General features: G+C 67.8%; 13 protein-coding genes and 2 pseudogenes. 9 read left to right on the forward strand and 6 right to left on the reverse strand.

What is annotated here, in order from left to right:
• Nucleotides 1-10 precede the first annotated feature (10 nt).
• Nucleotides 11-865 (reverse strand): SDR family oxidoreductase, encoded by an 855-nt coding sequence (locus C6A87_RS23015; protein ID WP_311114357.1) that lies wholly within the window; start codon nucleotides 863-865, stop codon nucleotides 11-13.
• 138 nt (nucleotides 866-1,003) lie between these two features.
• Between C6A87_RS23015 and C6A87_RS23020 the strand changes: the two genes are divergently transcribed.
• The 6 genes and pseudogenes from C6A87_RS23020 (at nucleotide 1,004) to C6A87_RS23045 (ending at nucleotide 8,995) form a co-directional block, all read left to right on the forward strand.
• Nucleotides 1,004-2,584: an SMP-30/gluconolactonase/LRE family protein gene (locus C6A87_RS23020; protein ID WP_311114358.1), complete on the forward strand. Its 1,581-nt coding sequence runs from the start codon at nucleotides 1,004-1,006 to the stop codon at nucleotides 2,582-2,584.
• Nucleotides 2,581-3,342, forward strand: coding sequence for a GntR family transcriptional regulator (locus tag C6A87_RS23025; protein ID WP_311114359.1), 762 nt, complete (start codon nucleotides 2,581-2,583; stop codon nucleotides 3,340-3,342). Before C6A87_RS23020 ends, C6A87_RS23025 begins: the two co-directional genes overlap by 4 nt.
• Entirely contained in the window at nucleotides 3,339-4,853 is a 1,515-nt protein-coding gene (locus tag C6A87_RS23030; protein ID WP_311114360.1) for an AMP-binding protein, read from the forward strand. Before C6A87_RS23025 ends, C6A87_RS23030 begins: the two co-directional genes overlap by 4 nt.
• 1 nt (nucleotide 4,854) lies before the next feature.
• Nucleotides 4,855-5,636: pseudogene (locus C6A87_RS23035) on the forward strand (SDR family NAD(P)-dependent oxidoreductase).
• The gene (locus C6A87_RS23040) at nucleotides 5,633-7,114 is read left to right on the forward strand and encodes an AMP-binding protein (protein WP_311114361.1); all 1,482 of its coding nucleotides are present in this window, start codon (nucleotides 5,633-5,635) and stop codon (nucleotides 7,112-7,114) included. The pseudogene C6A87_RS23035 and the gene C6A87_RS23040 overlap by 4 nt, the downstream one beginning before the upstream one ends.
• Nucleotides 7,115-7,231: 117 nt before the next feature.
• Nucleotides 7,232-8,995, forward strand: a complete 1,764-nt coding sequence (locus C6A87_RS23045; protein WP_311114362.1) for an EAL domain-containing protein — start codon at nucleotides 7,232-7,234, stop codon at nucleotides 8,993-8,995.
• Nucleotides 8,996-9,005: 10 nt separating this feature from the next.
• Here the strand turns inward: C6A87_RS23045 and C6A87_RS23050 are convergent, their stop codons facing one another.
• On the reverse strand, nucleotides 9,006-9,416 hold the full coding sequence (locus C6A87_RS23050; RefSeq protein ID WP_311114363.1) for a DUF2628 domain-containing protein: 411 nt from the start codon (nucleotides 9,414-9,416) through the stop codon (nucleotides 9,006-9,008).
• A 229-nt stretch (nucleotides 9,417-9,645) separates the two neighbouring features.
• Here C6A87_RS23050 and C6A87_RS23055 point away from each other — a divergent pair.
• Nucleotides 9,646-10,631 (forward strand): annotated as a pseudogene (locus tag C6A87_RS23055) (IS481 family transposase).
• On the opposite strand, the gene C6A87_RS23060 reads toward C6A87_RS23055, so the two are convergent.
• From C6A87_RS23060 to C6A87_RS23070, 3 genes are read right to left on the reverse strand one after another with little or no spacing between them, the layout of a single operon-like run.
• Nucleotides 10,628-11,230, reverse strand: coding sequence for a carboxymuconolactone decarboxylase family protein (locus C6A87_RS23060; RefSeq protein WP_311114364.1), 603 nt, complete (start codon nucleotides 11,228-11,230; stop codon nucleotides 10,628-10,630). The pseudogene C6A87_RS23055 and the gene C6A87_RS23060 sit on opposite strands and share 4 nt — an antisense overlap.
• Nucleotides 11,227-12,063: a TauD/TfdA family dioxygenase gene (locus C6A87_RS23065; protein ID WP_311114365.1), complete on the reverse strand. Its 837-nt coding sequence runs from the start codon at nucleotides 12,061-12,063 to the stop codon at nucleotides 11,227-11,229. The genes C6A87_RS23060 and C6A87_RS23065 overlap by 4 nt, the downstream gene beginning before the upstream one ends.
• Nucleotides 12,063-12,293, reverse strand: a complete 231-nt coding sequence (locus tag C6A87_RS23070; RefSeq protein WP_311114366.1) for a hypothetical protein — start codon at nucleotides 12,291-12,293, stop codon at nucleotides 12,063-12,065. Before C6A87_RS23070 ends, C6A87_RS23065 begins: the two co-directional genes overlap by 1 nt.
• Before the next feature lie 443 nt (nucleotides 12,294-12,736).
• Here C6A87_RS23070 and C6A87_RS23075 point away from each other — a divergent pair, with 443 nt between their 5' ends.
• A complete protein-coding gene (locus tag C6A87_RS23075) occupies nucleotides 12,737-13,168 on the forward strand; it encodes a VOC family protein (protein WP_311114367.1) in 432 nt (143 codons plus the stop codon).
• A gap of 15 nt (nucleotides 13,169-13,183) precedes the next feature.
• On the opposite strand, the gene C6A87_RS23080 is transcribed toward C6A87_RS23075, so the two are convergent.
• Entirely contained in the window at nucleotides 13,184-14,257 is a 1,074-nt protein-coding gene (locus tag C6A87_RS23080) for a dihydrodipicolinate reductase (protein ID WP_311114368.1), read from the reverse strand.
• A 165-nt stretch (nucleotides 14,258-14,422) separates the two neighbouring features.
• On the opposite strand from C6A87_RS23080, the gene C6A87_RS23085 reads away from it, so the two are divergent.
• Nucleotides 14,423-15,145 (forward strand): hypothetical protein, encoded by a 723-nt coding sequence (locus C6A87_RS23085; RefSeq protein ID WP_311114369.1) that lies wholly within the window; start codon nucleotides 14,423-14,425, stop codon nucleotides 15,143-15,145.
• Nucleotides 15,146-15,178 lie beyond the last annotated feature (33 nt).

The following is a 15,178-nucleotide window of genomic DNA, read 5'->3' on the forward strand; positions in this document are numbered from 1 at the left end:
GCTCTTCCTTTCAGGGCCTGCTGATGGCTTCTCGGAAGGACTCGTCTTTGAGGAACAGCGACGTGTTGTCGGCGCCCAGGTGGCTCCACTTCAGGTTCAGCCCGCCGTCGACGAGCAGGGTCTGGCCGGTGATGTAGCTCGACAGGTCGGAGAGCAGGAACAGGATCGCGCCCGCCTGTTCCTCGGGCGTGCCGCGCCGGCCCATCGCGATGGCGGTGCGGTCCCGCTCGGGGTCCTCGTCGACATACATGCGCGACGCGGCCGTCTCGGTGACGCCGGGAGCCACGGCGTTGACCCGGATGCCGGCGGTGGCCAGTTCCACGGCCATCGTGCGGGTCATCGCGACGACGGCCGCCTTGGCCGTCCCGTAGGCGATGTGGAACGGCGCGGTGTTCATGCCGCTGATCGAAGACACCGAGACGATCGACCCCGTCAGCCCTTCGGCGCATAACTCCCGACTCACGGCCTGGCTCATGAAGAACGCGGTCTCGAGGTTCGCCGCGAACAGTGCCCGCCAGTCCTCACGGGTGACGCGGGTGGACGGCATCCACGTCGACGGGGCGGCCCCGCCGGCGATGTTCACCAGCCCGTAGAGGTCGCCGTCGAGGCCACGCACCCGATCGAGGACCGTGGCGATCCCGTCGTCGGTGGACGCGTCGGCGGCGACGGGCACCACGGCGAGGCCTCGGTCGGCCAGCGGTGCGATGTGCTCGTCGAGGTTGTCCGCCGACCGACTGACCGCCACGACGGTGGCCCCGGCCTCGGCGGCCAGCCGGGTGACCGTGGTGCCGATACCGCCGCCGCCCGCGCCGGACACGACCACGATGCGGCCGTCGAGGGTGAGTGCGATCCCGGTTGCTGTCACGTCACTTGTCCGGACAAATAATGATGCTCTGCATATTGCAGAACACTATTCCGCAGGCATTATGCGGGCGTCAAGCCCTCTTTGAGCGTCGGCGGCGACCTATTGTCTGGACTAGAGACGCTTGCTAACGTCCGACGCATGAATGCCCGGTACGCCGCGTCCGACCCGTCTGTCGCCGAGGGCTGGCAGGTCCGCAGGATGACCGCGCCGAGCCGCTTGTTCGGCGCGAACGGCCTGCGCACCGCGCCCGACGGGCGCGTCTACGTGGCCCAGGTGACCGGCAGCCAGATCAGCGCGCTGGACCTCGCCACCGGGGAACTGGCGACGGTCAGCGCCAAGGGCGGCGACATCGTCGCACCGGACGACGTGGCCTTCGGCGACGACGGCACCTTGTTCGCCACCGAGGTGATGGACGGCCGCGTCAGCGCCCGCGACACCTCGGGCCGCACCCGGGTGCTGCGCGACGACCTGCCCTGCGCGAACGGCATCACCGTGCACCGCGGGCGGTTGTTCATCGGCGAGTGCCGGGACGGTGGCCGGTTGATGGAGTTGCCGCTCGACGGCGGGACGCCCCGTATCCTGCTGGAGAACCTCCCCTCCCCCAATGCGATGGAGGTCGGCCCGGACGGGCTGCTCTACTACCCGCTGATGACGGCCAACGAGATCTGGCGGGTGGACCCTGACGGGGGCGAACCGCAGCGGGTGGCCGCCGATCTCGGGGTGCCCGATGCGGTGAAGTTCGACGCCGAGGGCTTCATCGTGTCCACTCAGGTCGCCAGCGGCCAGGTGCTGCGCATCGACCCGCGCACCGGCGAGAAAACCGTCCTCGCCCAACTCAACCCGGGGCTGGACAATCTGACCCTGGTCGGCGACCGGCTGTTCGCATCGAACTTCACCGGGGAGATCACCGAGATCCACCGGGACGGGCACACCTCGACGCTGCTGCCCGGCGGGCTGAACTGGCCGCTGGACCTGACCGTCTCCGACGGCGTGCTCCACGTCGCCGACGGCACTTATTTCTACCGGGTGGCCCCGGACGGGTCGTTGCAGACCGCCGGGATGCTGTTCTCCCCCGGCTATCCCGGGTTCCTGCGCGGGGTGACGGCCGCCGGCGACGGCGAGTTCGTGGTCACCACCTCGGGTGGCCAGGTGGCCCGCTACCGGCCCGCCGACGGTGAAACCGACTTCCTGGCAATCGATTTCGATCAACTCTACGGGGTCGACGTCGACACCGACGGCACGATCGTGTTCGCCGAGCTCGGGACCGGCCGGGTGCTCGCACTGCGCAACGGCGCGACCGAGACACTGGCCTCGGGACTGCGGGAACCCGTCGGTGTCGCGATCGACCCGCAGGGAGCGCCGCTGGTGGCCGAGTCGGGGGCAGGGCGGGTGGTGCGCATCGGCCCCGGCGGGGTGGACACCGTCGTCGACGGGCTGCAGCGGCCGCAGGGCCTGCATGTGCGCGACGGCAGGCTCTACATCGTGGACGCCGGCGCCAAGGAGCTCGTCGAGTTCGACCTGGACACCAAGGCGCGCAACACGATCGCATCCGGCCTCGCGGTGGGGCCGCCACCCGGGGTCGAGCCCAAACCGCTCAAGGGCATGCCGCCGTTCTCCGGTCCGCAGGGCCCGTTCGCCGGGATCACGTCCGGACCCGACGGCACGCTCTACGTGTCGGCCGACGGCGACGGCAGCGTGCTGGCGGTCGCCCGGATATGACCGCCACGGCCGGGGATCACCGCTACCTGCAGGTGGCGCGCACGCTACGCAAGGAGATCGTCGACGGGGTGTACCCGGTGGGCTCGCACCTGCCCACCGAGCACGAACTGTGCGAGCGGTTCGCGGTCAGCCGGTACACGATCCGCGAGGCGCTGCGCCGGCTGCGGGATGACAACCTGGTCGAATCCCGGCCCCGCTCCGGCACTCTGGTGGTGCCCCGGCCCAGCACGAACTCCTACGCCCAGGATGTCGTGTCGATCGACGACCTGCTCGCGTTCGCCCAAGGTGCGAAGTTCGCGATCGAGACTAATGCGATGCTGACCGTCGACGACGCCCTGGCCGCGCGCACCGGGTTGACCGCGGGCTCGGAATGGCTTGCGGTGACGGGCTTTCGGCGCGTGGACGACGCCACAGCGCCGATCTGTCGCACCGAGTACTTCATCAACCGCAGTTTCGCCGCGGTGGGCCGGCTGCTGCAACGCCACAGCGGCCCGATCTTCCCGTTGCTCGAGGACCTGTTCGGTGTCAGCATCGTCGAGGTGCACCAGGAGATCTCGGCGGTGGTGCTCAACGCCGGCCTCGCTGCCCGGCTGCAGTCCGCGACGGGCACCGCCGCACTGCAGATGCAGCGCAGCTACACCACCTCCGACGGGGAGGTCGCCCAGGTGACGGTGAATACGCACCCGTCGTCGAGGTTCCGGCACACGATGACGATGCGCCGGGTGAACCCGTCAAGCCAGACCCGGGACGCGTCGTGAGTGTCCTGCTGGCCGACGCGCTGCGCGACGCCGCCCGTGACACTCCGGACCGGGTGCTGGTGCGCGACGGCGCTGTAGCGCTGGGTTGCGCGGAGCTGCTCTCGTCGGCGACGGGTCTGGCGCATGCGCTGCTGCGCCGGATGCCGGTGGGCAGCGTGGTGTCGTTCATGATGCCGAACTGGCACGAGGCCGCGGTCGTCTATCTCGGCGCGACGCTGGCCGGCATGGTGGTCAACCCGATCCTGCCGTCCCTGCGCGACCGTGAGCTGTCGTTCATCCTGGCCGATGCGGGCAGCCGCGCCGTCTTCATCCCGCAGACCTTCGGCGGCCACGACTACGCCGCGATGCTCGACCGCGTGGTCGCCGCGCTGCCGTCCCCGCCGGAGGTTCTCACCGTCCGGGGTGAGCCGGGACGCCTGTCGCTGACCGATCTGTGCGCCGGGGAGCGCGACCAGCCGCTGTCCGAACCGGACCGGGCTGCCACCCGGATGATCATGTACACCTCCGGCACCACCGGGCGGCCGAAAGGTGTTCTGCACAGCCATGAGTCGCTGGGTGCACTGATCGGACAGCTCGGCACGCACTGGCGCATCGACCCGGGCGACACCTTCCTGGTCCCGTCCCCGATCGCGCACATCGGCGGGTCGATCTACGCGTTCGAATGCCCGCTGCTGCTCGGTACGCAGGCCGTGCTGATGGACCGCTGGGATCCTGACGCGGCGGTGGCGTTGATGTGTGAGCACCGGTGCACCCACATGGCAGGGGCCACCCCGTTCCTGGACGGGCTGTTGGCCGCCGCCCGCCGGGCCGACACCAGGCTCCCGGACCTGAAGGTGTTCATCTGCGGCGGCGCGTCGGTGCCGCCCGCGCTGATCCGCGACGCCACCGACTATTTCGACAAGGCGGCGGTGAGCCGGGTCTACGGCTCCACCGAGGTTCCGGTGACCACAGTCGGCTCGCTCGACGACGTCGACCGCGCCGCCGACACCGACGGCCGCCCGGGTATCGCCGACGTCAGACTCATCGACGGCGAGATCCGGACCCGCGGCCCGCAGATGTTCACCGGATACCTGCACCCCGAGGACGGCGACGAATCGTTCGACGACGCCGGCTATTTCCGCACCGGCGATCTCGGCCGGCTGACCGACGACGGTCATCTCGTGGTGACCGGCCGGGCCAAGGACCTGATCATCCGCAACGGTGAGAACATCTCGCCCAAAGAGGTCGAGGACATTCTCGTCACGCATCCGCAGATCGCCGAGATCGCGGTTGTCGGCGTCCCCGACCCGCGGACCGGGGAGCGGGCGTGGGCGGCGATCGTGCCCGCCGGTCCGCAGGCGCCCGGCGTCACCGAACTCAGGGATTTCCTGGTGGCGCACGGCGTCGCGAAGTTCAAAGCCCCCGAGCAGGTGCTGTGCGTCGACACCCTGCCCAGAAACGATGCGGGCAAGGTCCTCAAGCACGCGCTCAGAGCCGTGCTCGTCGGAAACCCGCGCGAAGGAGAAGCATGACATGCAGGTAGCGATCGTCACCGGCGCCAGCAGCGGAATCGGATTCGGCTGCGCGACGACACTGGCCGAGCAGGGCATGGCGGTGCTGGGCACCGGCCGCGATGCCGGCTCGCCGAACTGGAGAAGGCCGCGCCGGAGCCGGGCCGGATCGCCACGCTCGCGGTCGACCTGACCGACGACGACGCCCCGCAGCGCATCGTCGCGGCGGCGCTGGAGCGTTGGGGCCGCATCGATTTCCTGGTCAACAACGCCGGTATCGGCAGCCCCAAGCCGCTGCACGAAACCGACGACGAGACCCTGGACCGCTTCCTGGGGATCATGCTGCGGGCGCCGTTCCGGTTGGCGCGCGACGTGCTCGCGCACATGCAGCCCGGCTCGGCGATCATCAACGTGACGTCGACGTTCGCCGTGGTGGGCGGGCTCCGTGGCGGGGCCTACTCGGCGGCCAAGGGCGGGCTGGCCGCGCTGACCAATCACATTGCGTGCCAGTACGGCGCGCAGGGGATCCGATGCAACGCCGTGGCGCCCGGTGTCACCCTGACCCCGATGGTGGCCACCCGGCTGGAGGACGAGCGCTTCCGCAAGATCAACACCGAGATGACCCCTCATCAGCGGCTCGGCCGCGTCGAGGACATCGCGTCGACAGTGGCGTTCCTGTGTTCGGAGGGCGGCAGTTTCATCAACGGGCAGACGATCGTCGTCGACGGCGGCTGGAGCTCGACCAAATACCTGTCCGAGTTCGCACTCACCTCGACCTGGGTTCCGGACGGGTCTGCGTCGTGAACCTGTTCGCCCTGCTCGACCAGGCCGCGGCCAGGCACGGCGACCGCGGCGCGGTGTATCACGGTGAACACCAGGTCCATTCGTGGACGTCGCTGCGCGACCGGGTGTTACGGCTCGCCGGCTCGTTCGCAGGGTTCGGTCCGGGCGCGCGGATCGCGGTGGCCGGCCAGAACAGCCCCGAGATCATCGAGCTGATGTTCGCGATCTGGGCGGCCGAATGCGTGTTCGTCCCGGTCAACTACAAGCTGCATCCACGGGAGATGCAGCAGATCCTCGACGACTCCGGTGCGGCCCGGGTGTTCGCGTCACCGACGATCGGCGCCCGGCTGCGGCCCGTCACGTCGGTCCCGATCGAGGTGTTCGGCGCCGCGGAGTACCGGAGCCGCCGCGCCGCAGCGCCGCTCACCCCGCCCCGGCACACCGACCCGGGTTCACTGGCCTGGCTGTTCTACACCAGCGGCACCACCGGGCGGTCCAAGGGCGCGATGCTGTCCCATCGGAACCTGATGGCGATGACGGTGTCGCATCTGGCCGACTTCGACTCCCCCGACCAGAACTGCAGCCTGGTGCACGGCGCCCCGATGTCGCACGGCTCGGGTCTTTATGTGCCGCCGTATGTTTCGCGCGGTGCGCGGCAGGTGGTGCCTGCGTCGGGGGCGTTCGATCCCGACGAGTTCCTGGACTTGTGCGAGCGGCATCCGGGCTGCAGCGCGTTCCTGGCGCCGACGATGGTGGCACGGCTGGTGCAGACCGGACGCGCGTGTCCGGCGAACCTGAACACGATCGTCTACGGCGGCGGGCCGATGTACGTCGACAGTCTGAAGAAGGCGATGGCGGCGTTCGGTCCGGTCTTCGTGCAGCTGTACGGGCAGGGTGAGGCGCCGATGACGATCACCGGGCTGCGGCGCGCCGACCATCTCGCCGGGGAGGGGTGGGCGCCCGACGCGCTGCTCGGCTCTGTCGGCTACGCGCGCTCGGGCGTCGAGGTCGCGGTACTGGGCGCCGACGGCGCGCCCGCGGCGATCGACGAGATCGGCGAGATCGTCTGCCGGGGGGACGTGGTGATGTCGGGTTACTGGAACAACCCGAGCGCGACCGAGGCGACGTTGCGCGACGGCTGGCTGCGCACCGGGGACATGGGGTCGTTCGACGCGCACGGGTTCCTGACCCTGCGGGACCGGTCCAAGGACGTGGTGATCAGCGGCGGCAGCAACATCTATCCGCGCGAGGTCGAGGAGGTGCTGCTGGAGCATCCCGGCGTCGTCGAGGCGGGAGTGGTCGGGGCGCCCGACCACGAATGGGGCGAGGTGGTGGTCGCATTCGTCGTCGGTGAGGTCTCCCCCGCCGACCTGGACGCCCATCTGCTGGAGCGCATCGCGAGGTTCAAGCGCCCCAAGCGTTACGAGTTCCTCGACGAGTTGCCCAAGAACAGTTACGGCAAGGTACTCAAACGCGAACTGCGCGACCGGCTCCGGTGAGAACTCTGCGCCCCGTAGCCGGGCGGGCACCGGCGGGGTGACCCGCTCGTGGTGTCTGCCCCACCGCGCGTGGCCGAGCCACCCGATACCGGCGGCCCCGCCAGCTAACATGTCGACGTGGGGTGGGTGCGGGCTGGGCAGGCCGCGGTGAAACGCGCGCAGAGGTGGCCGGGCATCGCGACGCCGACGCTCATGGCCCGCACCGCCGGTGCCTGCTTCCTCCTCGGCGGGGTCCTGGTCGCCCTGGTGACCACGGTGGCACCCGCTCACTTCCACAGCGCCGAGGTGCAGTACCGCAACGCCGCCGTCGCCGCGTTCATCGGGGTATGCGTGCTGCTGATCGGAGCGCGGCTGGCGTGGTGGCATTTCCATCTGCTCGTGCTGTCGGCGATCGCACTGATCACCGTGTCCGTCAACGGATCCATCGGGCCGGCCGCGGTGTCTTTCGCGACGCTGTATGTGTTTGTGGCCTGCGCGGCGTTCTTCGTCACCTGGCGCACCGCGGTGGTGTACCTGGGACTGGCGATCGCGTGCTGTCTGACCGTGCTGACTTTCACCCCGGGAGTGCCCCGCTGGTCGGGCGTGATCACGTCCGCTGTGGCGACCGCGATCGGGACGGTGATCGTCATCCTCGGCCGGATCGTGTCCAAGGCCGAGCTCGACGAGGTGACCGGTGTACCCAACCGCCGTGGGTTCGATCGGGCGGTCAACGCCGAGATCCTTCGGGCTCCCTCGTCCGGGCGCGGACCTGCGGTCGTCCTGATCGCGGTCGACGACTACACCGCGCTCCACGACGGATTCGGCGACCGGGCCTGCGGTGCACTCATGCGCCAACTCGCCGCGACATGGCAGAGCACCCTGGCCCCGGACCAGGTCCTGGCCCGGCGCGGCGAGAACGAGTTCGCGCTGCTGCTGCCCGGAGCGACCGAGCAGTCCGCGTTCGAACTGACCGAGACGCTGCGCGCCGACTCCGCACGGGAGTTCTCGGCCGGGGTCAGCGCGTGGGATCACGGAGAGTCGGCGTCGCCGGTGGTGGAACGCGCCGAACTCGCACTGCGCCGGTCACGATCGATCGGCCGTGGCCGCACGATGGTCGAATCCTCGCGGCTGCCGCCGCTGGCACTGCAACTGCACGACGCGCTGGCCGCCGAGACCATCGGCGTCCGGTACCAGCCCGTCGTCCGCCTGGCGGACGACTCCGTGGTGGGAGTCGAGGCGTTGCTGCGGTGGTCGCCGGCGCTGGGACCCGAGCTCAATGCCGCCGAGGTGGTCCGGCTCGCCGAGGACAACGACCTGATCGGTCCGCTCGATCTGTACGTGCTGCGCCGGGCCTGCCTGGACGCGGGCTGGATGCAACAGCAGTGTCCGGAGCCGGAACTGTCCCTCAGCGTGAACGTGTCCGGGCTGGAACTGGTCGAACCGGGCTACGTCGGCCGGGTGATCCAGACGCTGGCCGCGACGGGCTGGCCTGCCGGGCAACTGGTCCTGGAGGTCACCGAGAGCGTGCTCGACGTCGACAGGCCCGCGTCGATCGACGCCCTGCTGCAGCTTCGGCGGCACGGAATCCGGATCGCCATCGACGATTTCGGCACCGGTTATTCGTCGCTGTCGAGGCTGCAGAATCTGTCCACCGACCTGTTGAAGCTCGACGCGTTCTTCATCGCCTCGATCACCCCGGCGTCGTCGCCACCGCCGCTGCTGCAGGCTGTCGCGAGCCTTGCCGACGCGCTCGGCCTGCCCGTCGTCGCCGAGGGCGTGGAGACCGAGCACCAGGCCGACGTGCTGCGGGAGATGGGCTGCGACCTGGCTCAGGGCTACTACTTCGGGCGGCCGCAGACCCGCGAGGACGTGGTGGCGGCGATCGTGCGCGCCACGCGCTGACCGCCACCGGTCAGCGGCGGCCGAGTCGACCCTCCCACGGGTTCCACGACCGGCTGCCCTCGACCACGTGCAGGTAATAGGCGTAGTTCGCCGTCGCCATCGCCAGCACGGGCACGGGCACAATCAGGACGACAGCCCGCACCAGGGCGGCGCCGGGATCTACGGCCAGCACAGCCGCCGACAACGCACACGCCACCAGCAGGAGCGTCACGCCCTTGCGCCACATGCCTTTAGCCAGGAAGTAAGCAGGCCCGAACAGGAACGCCAACACATTCCACGAGATGCACACCCTGTCCCAGGCACTGAGGGCACGATAAGCCTGCTTGCCCTCCGGGGTGGACCACACGGAGCCGTAGGTCTCGAAGTACGCGAAGCGGATGCGCCACGACTCCGACAGTTGCCAGACGTCGTAGCCCCCCATCCACCCAGCCTAAAGTCCGACGGAAGGTGCGTGAGACAGTATTCTGTCCGGGCCCCACCCACGTCGGCCCACAGATCATCTCGGCGGGCGGGTTGGTCCCCGTTGAGTCCAGCGACGTCTAGCTGTACTGACCACGGACGTTAGGTACGGCGTGGCGTGGTGACATGACGAAGACCTCCGAGTGAAGTGCGAGCTGTCTAGGAACACACCGCTCACTCCGGAGGTCTTCGTGGTCCACCGTAATGCCCCTCTGTCAGAAACAGGCCGTCTGCGGCTGGCTCAGTGTGTTGTCGATCAAGGTTGGTCGCTTCGACGAGCTGCTGAGCGCTTCCAGGTGTCGGTCAGCACCGTGCGCCGCTGGGTCGATCGGTACCGCCTCGAAGGTTCGGCCGCCATGGTCGACCGCAGTTCACGACCCCATAGCAGCCCCAACCGGACGCTGACGCGCACCGAACGGCGCATCATCAAGATCCGTGTGCTGCGCCGATGGGGACCAGCGCGGATCGGCTACCTCCTGGGGATCCACCCCTCCACGGTGCATCGGGTGTTGACCCGCTTCGGCCTGGCCAGACTGCGCTGGCTCGACCGCCCAACCGGACGGGTGATCCGCCGGATGGAGTCGGCTCACCCTGGCGACCTGGTGCACATCGACGTCAAGAAGCTGGGCAAGATTCCCGCCGGCGGTGGCTGGCGCATGCTCGGGCGCACCGCCGGAAAACGCAATTCTCAAGCCGATAAGACAGGAGTGAGCAACAAGTACCGCCAGCCACTACGGGGCTATCACTTCTTGCACACCGCCATCGACGCGCACTCTCGGCTGGCCTATAGCGAGTTGTTGGCTGATGAGCGCAAGGAGACCGCCGCGGCGTTCTGGCAGCGCGCCAACGCCTGGTTCAACCATTGCGGCATATCGGTGCAAAAAGTGTTGACCGACAACGGATCCTGCTACCGATCGCATGCTTTCCGCGATGCCCTCGGAGGCATCGAGCATCGCCGGACCCGACCCTATCGACCCCAGACAACGGCAAAGTCGAGCGTTTCCACCGCACCCTGGCTGACGAATGGGCCTACGTCCGGCTCTACACCAGTGACGCCGAACGCTGCAACGAGTTCCCCAAGTGGCTCCACACCTACAATTACCACCGCGGCCACACCGCACTCGGCGGCCAACCACCCGCCACCCGGGTACCTAACCTCTCAGGTCAGTACATCTAGAACAGCTCACCGTATCTGCGCATCAGGTCGGCGATGTCGCCGTCGAGTGGGAGTTCCAACGAACTGAACAGGCGCGCCAACGTGTCGTAACCACACACGGTGAAGATCAGGTCGAGCAACTGCTGGATGTCGAGTTCACCGGCCAGCGTGGCCCAGGTCGGTTCTCCGATGGCGCCCTCATGGATCAGTTCGTCGGTGGCCCGCAGCATGGCGGCCTCCAACGGCGTCCAGAACGGTGCGTCCGGTCCGTAGGCGATCCGCCCGATCTCTTCGTCGGTCAATCCGGCGTCGCGAGCGACAAACAGGTGTTGGGCCCATTCATAGCCGCACTTGCGCACCGCCGCGACGCGCATGACGAGTAGCTCGCGCTGGCGTTCGGACAGTGTGGTGGCCAGCAACAGATGCCCGTTGAAGGTGAAGTAGGCCTGCGCCAGCGCAGGATGATGAGCCAGCGTCCCCAAGACGTTGAGCGCTTTAGGGCGATCGTCGGTGGGCAGCGAAGGGTGCCGGGGGTTCGGCGGTCGTAGCGCAGCGAGTGCCGCCCGCATCTCCGGCGGATACTGCCCAGGGGCGAGAGGCTGGATGCGGGGGCCGGTCATGAGACGGCCTCCTCGCCAACCAAGGTGGTGCGGTGCATAAGCCGTCGTGAGGTCGGCTCGTACGGTATCGCGCGGTGCAGCATCCCGGTGTTGTCCCAGACCACCAGATCCCCCACTGACCATCGGTGGCGCAACACGAACTCGGGTCGGGTGGCCCAGTCCAGGAGTTCGTCGAGGAACTGCCGCCCCTGCGCGACAGGCATCCCCACGATCTCGGCGGCCGTCGCGCCGATGAGCAGCGAGTCCCTGCCGTCTCGGTGCCGCCAGACCAGTGGATGCTCACGCACCGGGATGCGGTTCCAGCTGGCCCGTTCCTCGTCGCTCGGATCGGGGTTGAGCAGCAGCTGTGAGGCCGCGACGCTGTGGATCACCCGCAGCTGTCGCAGTTCGGCCTTCTTGTCTTCGGGCAGTGCCGCGAAAGCGGCGTAGGTGTTGGCGAACTCGGTGTCTCCGCCGTCGTCGGCGACCTCACGCGCCGTCAGCAGCGTGGCCTTCTGCGGGATCTCGTCTGTCAATCCGTCGGTGTGCCAGAAGACGGTGCTGCGCCGCAAACCGGCGAGAACGCTCTTGGCCGGATCGAGGGTGACCGGCGAGATTTCCGGGTGATCCGGGTGGGCTCCGGCTTTGGCCATGACGACCTCGCCGAGCCCCCGGCTGAAGGCCACCAGATCGGCATCGGAGATGTGCGCGTCACGGTAGACCACCACCCCGTGTCGGGCGAGCAGGTTTCGGCATTGCTCGGCTGCCTGTGCGGTGCCGAAAGCATCGCTGGTGAAACCACAGACCTGCACCCCGATCCCGTCCGAGATCGGCGAGACCGTCGTCGAGGCCATCAGTTCTCCTTGTCAGTGATGTTCATTCCACCGCAGCCGGCTACTGCGCGGCCGTCGGAGACTGGAGATAGACCCCGAGGTGGCGAACTTGCCGCCGTCGTTGCCGCACCTATCCCGAAGTAAGGGTACGGGCCGGTGACGAGCGCGGTTTCGGTGAAGAAGTCGAATTCCTCGATCTCCCTTGTAGCCGTGGCCATTCGGTCGTCGACAGATCTGTTCTCACTCGCCACGAACCCCTGCTTCCGCTCATCCCAAGTGCTTGTACACCTGCATAGTCCATACGGGTGTACAAGCGCAAGGAGTACCGCTAGCCCCACGGAATCGGCTCGCGGAGAATGCCTCACGCGTCAGCGGTAGTGCGAAAGACGCTCTCGCCAGGGCCGGGTGATGTGCCAGCGTCCCCAGGATGTTGGCGCCTCTCGGGCGCCCTTCGCTGACCAGCTGGTACCGCGGATCGGGTGGAGTCAGCGCCGCCAGCGCTTCGCGCATCTGCGGCGACCACCGGTTGGGGGGTACAGGCTCCGTACATGGGACATGGGCGACCTCTCGGGATCGTGGGGGGCAGCGGGTATCACGGGTCAAAGCCGTTGCACAGCTTCGGAGATACGAAGCCCGGTGTATAAATCGCCCGCGGTGGGGCCGCATGGCGTGCTATTAGGCCTACCATCGTGCCATGAGCACGTTCGACTCCCCGATACCGCGGTTTCATCTCGCAATGCCGGTTGACGACCTGGACACAGCCCGACACTTCTACGGGGAGGTCCTCGGTCTACCCCAGGGTCGCAGCGCGGATACCTGGGTGGACTGGAACCTGCGTGGGCACCAGTTCGTCACACACCTGGCACCGGACCGGACCGCAGCCGTGCACAACCCGGTGGACGGCCACGACGTCCCGGTGCCGCATTTCGGGTTGATCGTGACCATCCCGGAGTTCCAGACGCTCGCCGAGCGACTCCACGCCGCAGGCGTCACCTTCGTCATCGAGCCGTATGTGCGGTTTGCCGGCGAACCCGGCGAACAGTGGACGATGTTCTTACTCGATCCCGCCGGGAACGCTCTGGAGTTCAAAGCGTTCGCCGACGACGCGCAGGTGTTCGCCACCTAGCTGTGCTGCGGTGCTTCACCACATCACCCCGCGGATCATCGCCGTCGGCGGAATGTCCTCCACCGCAACCAGCCCCGGAGGTGCGGCGCACACCCAGTCGATCGCGTTGACGGCCCTGGCCGCCGTTGAGACACATCCGGCGTCGGTCACGTCGAGCACCGGATGGGACAGGTGCGTACTGACCTCGACGCGTGGCTCCCCGGCAACGATGACCTTGTGTACGCCGACCTGGCCGTCTGGCGGATATTCCCAGTCCGGGGCGGCCGCCGGGGTCAACCGGGTGGTGTGTTCGACGGTGATGACAGGGATCCCGCCACGCATGCCTTCTACGGCGAACCGGACGCCGGCGAGCTGCCCAGGCTCGACGGTCGTCATCGTGCACTCGATGCGCTTGTCGGTGTACCACGGTTCATAGCGCTGACGGACGTCCTCGAGTTCCACATCCAGGTGGCGGGCGAGATTGGACACCAAGCCCCCGAACATCGACGTGATCACTCCGGGTCGAAACGCCATCGGCAGGTCATCGTCCGGCGTCGTCCCGAAACCCATTGCCGTTCCGGTGTATTCGTAGTCATCATAGTTGCCGTAGTCAAAGATCTCCTTGACGGTCACCGACTCCGCGCGGGTGGCCAGGCTCAACGCCGCATGGACCGCGGTGTCGGCCGAGTAGCCCGGGTCGATTCCGTTGACGTACAGCGACGCGGCGCCGGCCTTGCACGCTTCCTCCAATGGGCCGCGCAGCCAGTCGTCTGCCTGATGCGGCGTCACCAACCACACCATCGACGTGCCGACGACGTTGATCCCGGCGGCGAGCAGTTTCGACATCTGTTCGATCGCCTCGATCGGCCGGGTCTCGCCCAGCGCCGTGTACACCACGCAATCAGGTGCCAGCGCAATCAGTTCGTCGAGATCGCCGGTGGCGACGATCCCCGTCGGTTCGGTGAGCCCGCACAACTCCGCGGCATCGCGGCCGATCTTGTCGGCACCGGAGGCATGGACGCCGACGAGGTCAAGGTCCGGGCGCCCGATGATGGCGCGCAACGAATGCCTGCCCACATTGCCGGTGGAGAACTGCACGACTCTTCGCATCGATGCATCATCGCCGGGCCCTCCTCCTCCGCGCCACAGAACGCCGAACTTACGTTCCGCCCGCGGAAGAGCCAGTGCACGTCTGCCCACGCTCACGTTCGGCGCAGCGGTGGTATGGCGCCAAGACGATTGACTCAGCCCATTCACTGACTATAGTCAGTCTCCATGAATCTGCCGACGCGGAGCAGGGGCAGCGGTGGCGCTACCCCGCGACTGCCGGCCGGTGGGCTCGACGAACACATGGAGGCCTCGCGGCGGGCGCAACGACAGGCCGACAAATGGCTCATCTGCGGCAGTCTGCTGATCGGCACCGCCGCCCTCGGGATCTTCGGCCTGCCGCTGTTTCTCCGCGGCGTGTGGTTGTTGCGCAAAGCCCAGCGTGACGGGCTCACGGTCCGGCCGATGCTGGTCACCCTCATCGGCTACCTGGTGATCATCGATGCCGCGATCAACACCGTGGGCTGGGCACTGGACCTGGTCGCCAGCCACACCATTCTGGCCCGAATCCTGTTGAACGGCTGGGGTGCGATGTTCAACGCCGGCTACTTCTGGCACTACAACGAGCTCTGGCTCGGCGGGGCGGCGGGCCCCGGCGAGAAGGCGATGGAAGTCGGCATGATCCTGACCGTCTTCACCATGCGGATTGCCGCGGGCATCGGGTTTCTGCAGATGAAGCGCTGGGGTCACCAGTGGATGATCGTCACCTGCTGGATGGGAGTGCTGATCTGGTGCCTGTACGTGTTCAACATGACCATGTACGCCGACGTACGCTACGCCGGCGTGGTGCTGCCGGTGGTGGGTTGGTGGCTCTACGACATCTTCTACATCACCCCGTTCCTGGCGATCCCGTACCTCCATTCGGTCAACCGCGAGATCTTCACCGACTGAACTCAGTGACCATGCCCCCCGATCCGATGACGA

Source organism: Mycobacterium sp. ITM-2016-00317, assembly GCF_002968295.1.
In the GTDB taxonomy this organism is placed as follows: domain Bacteria; phylum Actinomycetota; class Actinomycetes; order Mycobacteriales; family Mycobacteriaceae; genus Mycobacterium.